This is a genomic window from Magnetovibrio blakemorei (assembly GCF_001746755.1).
Classification (GTDB): Bacteria; Pseudomonadota; Alphaproteobacteria; order Rhodospirillales; family Magnetovibrionaceae; genus Magnetovibrio; species Magnetovibrio blakemorei.
This window is the reverse complement of record NZ_MCGG01000070.1, coordinates 1-5,694: the sequence shown is the minus strand read 5'-3', so window position 1 is coordinate 5,694 and position 5,694 is coordinate 1. Positions and strand designations below refer to the sequence as shown.

Below are 5,694 nucleotides of genomic sequence, written 5' to 3'. Positions count from 1 at the left end.
CGGCTCATCCAATGGCAAGACCGCGGATTGAGAGCCAAGCGCGTTTAGGGGCCGGAACCCCTGCGCGGACAGGGATTCAATGCCCGTATTCAGGGCCTTGTCGAGATCCTTCAGAACCGTTGCATAATCAACCGCTTGCCCTGCGATCATTTGCTCCGCCGTTGCGACAATTTTGCCCAGGGTATCATCTAAGCCCTGATCGCGCCCTGAATACCTTCCCAAACGATGCAACAAATTCTGGGCCGTCCCCTTGAGCCGTTTGGCGAACGTGACGAGGGACTGGCTTTGAGAGGGGTCGGCGCTAGCTTTGCAAATTTGCCCCACCACCTGGTCAATCTCGATCACCTGGCTGGTGGTTTTCTGCATGTTGATCTCAATCGAAGAGTTGCCGATTATTTTCAGCAGCTGTGCCTCGGTAGGGTTGGCGGAGAACTTGTATTTGAGCGTATTGGGCACCCGGATCAGCGGCGCTTGCTCGGCCTCGGGCTGATTTTTGCCGCGACGGCTGGGGCCAACGTACTGGGCCGTGACCTCCCAGTCTTTACGATCTAATTTTAACACATTGATGATCTTTAAAATGTTGCTAACCACCACCGGGGTAACCATGACCGTATCCACGCCCGCGTTAACAATCCGTCGAATGACCTCGATATCTCGGGATTCAGAGATCATAAACACCGTCATAAAAGGGTTGCATCCGATTTCCTGGTGGCGGATGTTATAGACCATACTGGTCATATCCTTACCGTCTAAGTTGGTGTCGCAGACCAGCACATCCACTTGATATTGCAGAATATAACTGAGAATTTTGTTGCGCGTGCCGCTGACTAAAATGTTGCTGTAGCCATCATTTGCGAGTGCGGACGCCAGACTTCTACGCACGTCGACGTTGTTAAGCCCCAAAACGAACTGAATATTTGCACTCATGGACACTTAAACCCATTTTTTGACCGATTTGGCTCTCGCGGAACTGGTCCGCTGCGGATAGATTCATACTATGAATATCAGTATAGAAGATGCTGAAGGCACGGGGAAATAAAAAGCGCTGAGATAACCGGAATGGGTGGGTAAAAAAGGCGAATATGTTTGTGGAGCGTAGGCTGTCGATGTGTTAAGTCTTAAACACTGACAAATACCGCGTAAGGCGGCCCTTTTTTTTGCCATTTTTTCAGTTGGGTTATAGAGGTTCATGGAAACGCTATCTTCCTGGTTATGGAACCCCTTTTTGGCGTTCATCTATCTCGAACTGGGCATTGTGTTCACCTTTGCGACGCAGGGCGCGGCGTTTAAGGGCATGATTGATGAAGTGCGCACGCTGTTCTTTCACCGCGGCGCCGAAACCGGGCTGGAACACGAACGCTCTGTCGCGCACCATCATGCTTTTTTTGCCGCCCTGGCCGCCAGCGTGGGCGTCGGCAACTTGGCTGGCGTTGGCACGGCCATCCATTTAGGCGGCCCCGGCGCACTGTTTTGGATGTGGATGTCCGCCCTTGCCGGGATGTCGTTTCGCATGACCTCCGCGTATTGGGCGGTCAAGTTGGCGCGCCGCGGCGATAACCCCGAACTGTTCGCCACCCCCATGCTGTACATCGTAACGTTGGTGAAAGGCCGCTGGAAGTGGCTGGCCACGGGCTTGGCGGGGGTGCTGATGGTCAAGGGCATGGTCACCGCGAACCTGATTCAATCGAATTCCGTGGCGCAGGCGATTTCCGGCGAAATCGGCATTTCCAACCTGACCACCGCCGTCCTTTTGGGCACCGCAGTCTCCTTAGTGGTGGTGGGCGGCTTCAAAACCATCCTCAAATTATCGACCACCCTCGCACCGTGGATGATTTTGGGCTACATGCTGGGCGGTTGGGCCATCTTGCTGTTTACCGAGGCCCACACCCTTGAAGCGCTGATGTCGGTGTTCAAATACGCTTTTCACCCCTATTCGGTCGCCGGCGGCGTGGCGGGCTATGCGGTGTTGGAAACGGTACAGTTCGGCGTCGCCCGGGGGGTGTTTTCTCACGGATCGGGGATCGGCATCACGCCGTTCTGGCAAGGCGCCAACCATGACCACCCCGCCCGCGGCGCCTACATGGCCGCCGCCGTGCCCGTGGCCGACACCTTGATCATTTGCACCACCACGGCCCTGGTCATCTTGACGGCCGGTCAATGGTTGGACACCACCGGGGCTTACCTGACGGTGTCTTCGTTCACCCATTTTCTGGGCACCGGCGGGCGCTACATGGTGACCGCGTGCTTGATTGTCTTTGCCTTTACCACAATCATCAATTGGGCGCATTTTTCCGAGCGCTGCTTCGTGTTTTTGGGCGGCGTCAATGTCAAACGCTTCCGCTTGGTTTTTGCCTCCATGACCTTTATCGGGCCGTTTTTGCCCTTGGCTCCGTTGTGGTCGCTTGGCGATATTATGGTGGGCAGCGCGTTGTTGCTTCATTTGCTGCCGTTGACCTATATCGTGCTCAAACACACCCGCGTCATGCGCAACGATTTGGCCTTGACGGCCACCAATGCGCTCGACGGCTAGCGGCGCAACGCCGCTCCCCTTTAATTGATATTAGCTCGCATTTTCATTTGCCGCGTGACTGTTCAAGGCTATATTGCTGCTTTGATATGACCGACAGGGAAAATGCACCATGCATAGCGAAAACCTTCATCAGTGGGGCCACCACCATCATTACCTAGACGATGAGGCCATGGATTCCGGCCAGCGCCGGGTGGTGTACGTGCTGGCGCTGACCGCCGTCACCATGGTGGTCGAAATTGTCGCCGGAACGGTGTTTCATTCCATGGCGTTGGTTGCCGATGGTTGGCACATGGCGAGCCATTCCGCGGCTATGGGCATTACGCTGTTCGCCTACTGGTTTGCCCGAACCCGCTCGGGGGATCGGCGCTTTTGTTTTGGCACCGGCAAGGTCAACGTCCTGGGCGGATATTCCAGCGCTCTGGTGTTGGCCGTGGTGGCCTTGATGATGGTGTGGGAATCCGTCGACCGGATCATCACGCCCCTGCCCATTTCCTTTGATCAGGCCGTGATCGTGGCCACAGTTGGGCTACTCGTCAATTTGCTCAGCGTGAAACTGCTCCATGGCGCCGAAGATAACCATGGGCATCATCATGCCCATGAGCATGAGCATGAGCATGAACATCACGACGCCCATCACACAGAAGAAGCCTACCTCTTGGGCGAAGACCACAACCTGCGCGCCGCCTATCTACACGTGATGGCCGATGTTTTGACCTCGGTCTTAGCCATCGTCGCGCTGCTGTCGGGGAAATGGATGGGCTGGACCTGGATGGACCCGATCATGGGCATCGTCGGCGCGCTGGTGATCGCCAAATGGTCCTACGGTTTGTTGCGCGATACCAGCGCCGTTTTGCTGGACGGTAGCATCTCCAAAGACATCGTTCAACACATCCAAGAAGACATCGAAGCCGATGCCGATAACCTGGTATCCGACATTCACGTATGGCGCGTTGGCGCCAATCATTTGGCAGCTGTTGTCTCGCTGGTAACCCATAGCCCCCAGGACCCTGGGCACTACAAGGCCCTGCTGTCAGGGCACAAAGAGCTCAGCCATGTGACCGTCGAAGTCAACCGCTGCCCCGGCGAGGCCTGTATATAAAACAAAAAAAGCCCAGGGCCTCACAGTCCTGGGCTTTTTTTATGGTCACGCAAATCGTTTGTCAGAGGCCTTTTTTACGCAGCTCTTTGGGGGGCACGTTTTCCTGTGCAGAACTACAGCCACTGCATCCGCCGCCGCCACATCCGGCACCCGTCTTGGAGAACTTAGCCATGCCCTTGCGCACGATATACAAAACGCAAAGGCCAAAGATAACAGCGAGGATGACGGCTTCAATCAACTGATTTTCCATTATGCAAACAACCCTCCAATGGTGATGATACCAAAGGCCAAAACCCACGCCAGCGACATGGAGAAGGCCACGGAGAACCCAGCCCACTGCCAGCTGCCCGCTTCCCGGCGGATCACGGCGATGGTCGCCAAGCACGGCACGTAAATTAGAATAAACACCATGAAGGCAAAAGCTACCAGTGGGTTCATGGTTCCGGCCAAGGCGTTGCGCAGGCTGTCTGATTCTTCGGTGGCATCTTCACCTTGGGCGTAAATGACGGCGTAACTGGCCACCACCACTTCCTTAGCGACCACCCCGGTCAAAATTGCGACGGTGTCTTTCCAGTTAAAGCCCAAGGGGGCAAACACCGGTGCGACGGTCAGCGCGGTGCGACCAAGGTAGCTTTTTTCCAAATGCTCGCGGTCTTGTTCGTGGTGCAGTTTTAAGATTGCGGCATCGTTGGCTTCACTTTGCACGGCGGCTTCAAGCGTGGCGATTTGCCCCGCATAGTCTTGGCTCCAATCAACGTCTTTGGGGAACGCCTGCAAGAACCACAACACGGTCGAGCCGATCAAAATCACCCCGGCCACTTTTTGCAAGAAGTCAGAGGCCTTTTCCCACATGTGAAAAAGCACGGCACGCAGAGACGGCATGCGGTAAGGCGGCAATTCCATGACAAACGGCTCAGCGCTACCGCGCACCACGAAGCGGCCCAAAAACACCGCCGCGCCAAAGGCAATGAGGATGCTCAACAGATACATCATAAAGACGATGGTGCCCGCCCACTCGGCGAAAAATGCCCCGGCAAACAAAATAAACACCGGCAACCGCGCCGTACACGCCATAAACGGATTGACCAAAATGGCGATCAACCGGGCGCGGTCACTTTCGATGGTGCGCGTCGCCATGATGGCCGGGACGTTGCAGCCAAAGCCCATCACCAACGGAATGAACGCTTTACCGTGCATACCAAAGGTGTGCATCACCCGGTCCAACAAAAACGCCGAGCGCGCCAAGTAGCCGCTTTCGCTAAAGAACGCGAGGAAGAAGAACAAAATTACAATGTTGGGGAGGAAGATAATGGTCCCCCCCACGCCGGCAATGATGCCATCAACCAACAAGTCTCGGATCATCCCTGCGGGGAGCATTGAACTGACGATGTCAGAAATCCAACCAACTCCGCTGTCAATCCAATCCATTGGGTATGCGCCGACGGTGAAGGTGGTTTCAAACATCAACCACATCAGACCCAAAAACAACGGCATGCCCAGACTCCGGTGGAGCAACACGGAATCCAGCAGGCGAGTAGTCTGCATCCGCTTCACCGGATCTACGGATTTTTTGCGCACCTCCAAAAGCAAGCCATGGATAAAGCCGTAGCGGGAATCGGCAAACATGATTTCCACATCTTCGCTATGCGTTCTGGCCAAATCAAACCGCTCACGGCGCACCATTTCAATCAACACGCCATGTTCGCCTTCACGGCTTAACATGTCGTCATCGCCTTCCAAAAGCTTGATGGCCAACCAGCGACTTTGCTGGGCTTCCAAGGCGCCGGGATGAAGATCGGCGATCAGCACTTGGACCCGATCAATCGCTTCTTCCAAGTGATAATCGTACGGAATGCGCATGGGCTTGTCTTGGCGTTCTTGTTCAGCGACGCGGATCACCGCGTCCAAAAGCTGTTCCATGCCTTGACCCGTTGTGGCCACGGTTTCGATAACCGGGCCGTCCAGCATTGAGCCCAGCTCTTCACAGTCAATGCTGTAGCCCTTTTTATGCATCTCATCGACCATGTTCAGGGCGTAAACGCGGGGACGGCCCATTTCGATCAAC

5 protein-coding genes are annotated in these 5,694 nt (G+C 55.3%); 2 read left to right on the top strand and 3 right to left on the bottom strand.

Going from position 1 to position 5,694, the window contains the following annotated elements; translation table 11 throughout:
* Nucleotides 1–927 (bottom strand): ANTAR domain-containing protein (locus BEN30_RS15490; RefSeq protein ID WP_139135077.1); only part of this gene is annotated, 927 nt, incomplete at its 3' end.
* A 262-nt stretch (nucleotides 928–1,189) separates the two neighbouring features.
* On the opposite strand from BEN30_RS15490, the gene BEN30_RS15485 reads away from it, so the two are divergent.
* Both BEN30_RS15485 and dmeF read left to right on the top strand, forming a co-directional pair.
* Nucleotides 1,190–2,530 carry an alanine/glycine:cation symporter family protein gene (locus tag BEN30_RS15485; RefSeq protein ID WP_069959228.1) on the top strand — a complete coding sequence of 447 codons (1,341 nt, stop codon included), beginning with the start codon at nucleotides 1,190–1,192 and terminating at the stop codon, nucleotides 2,528–2,530.
* A gap of 109 nt (nucleotides 2,531–2,639) precedes the next feature.
* Nucleotides 2,640–3,629, top strand: coding sequence for a CDF family Co(II)/Ni(II) efflux transporter DmeF (gene dmeF / locus BEN30_RS15480; protein ID WP_069959227.1), 990 nt, complete (start codon nucleotides 2,640–2,642; stop codon nucleotides 3,627–3,629).
* A 61-nt stretch (nucleotides 3,630–3,690) separates the two neighbouring features.
* Here the strand turns inward: dmeF and BEN30_RS15475 are convergent, their stop codons facing one another.
* Together BEN30_RS15475 and feoB are read right to left on the bottom strand one after the other, a co-directional pair.
* Nucleotides 3,691–3,879, bottom strand: coding sequence for a FeoB-associated Cys-rich membrane protein (locus tag BEN30_RS15475; RefSeq protein WP_069959226.1), 189 nt, complete (start codon nucleotides 3,877–3,879; stop codon nucleotides 3,691–3,693).
* The coding region (feoB, locus tag BEN30_RS15470) for a ferrous iron transport protein B (RefSeq protein WP_069959225.1) at nucleotides 3,879–5,694 on the bottom strand (1,816 nt) is incomplete at its 5' end. The genes feoB and BEN30_RS15475, both read right to left, overlap by 1 nt.

Coding starts and splice junctions, on each gene's coding strand:
- BEN30_RS15485 (WP_069959228.1), top strand. CDS start 1,190: ATGGAAACGCTATCTTCCTGGTTATGGAACCCCTTTTTGGCGTTCATC.
- dmeF (WP_069959227.1), top strand. CDS start 2,640: ATGCATAGCGAAAACCTTCATCAGTGGGGCCACCACCATCATTACCTA.
- BEN30_RS15475 (WP_069959226.1), bottom strand. CDS start 3,879: ATGGAAAATCAGTTGATTGAAGCCGTCATCCTCGCTGTTATCTTTGGC.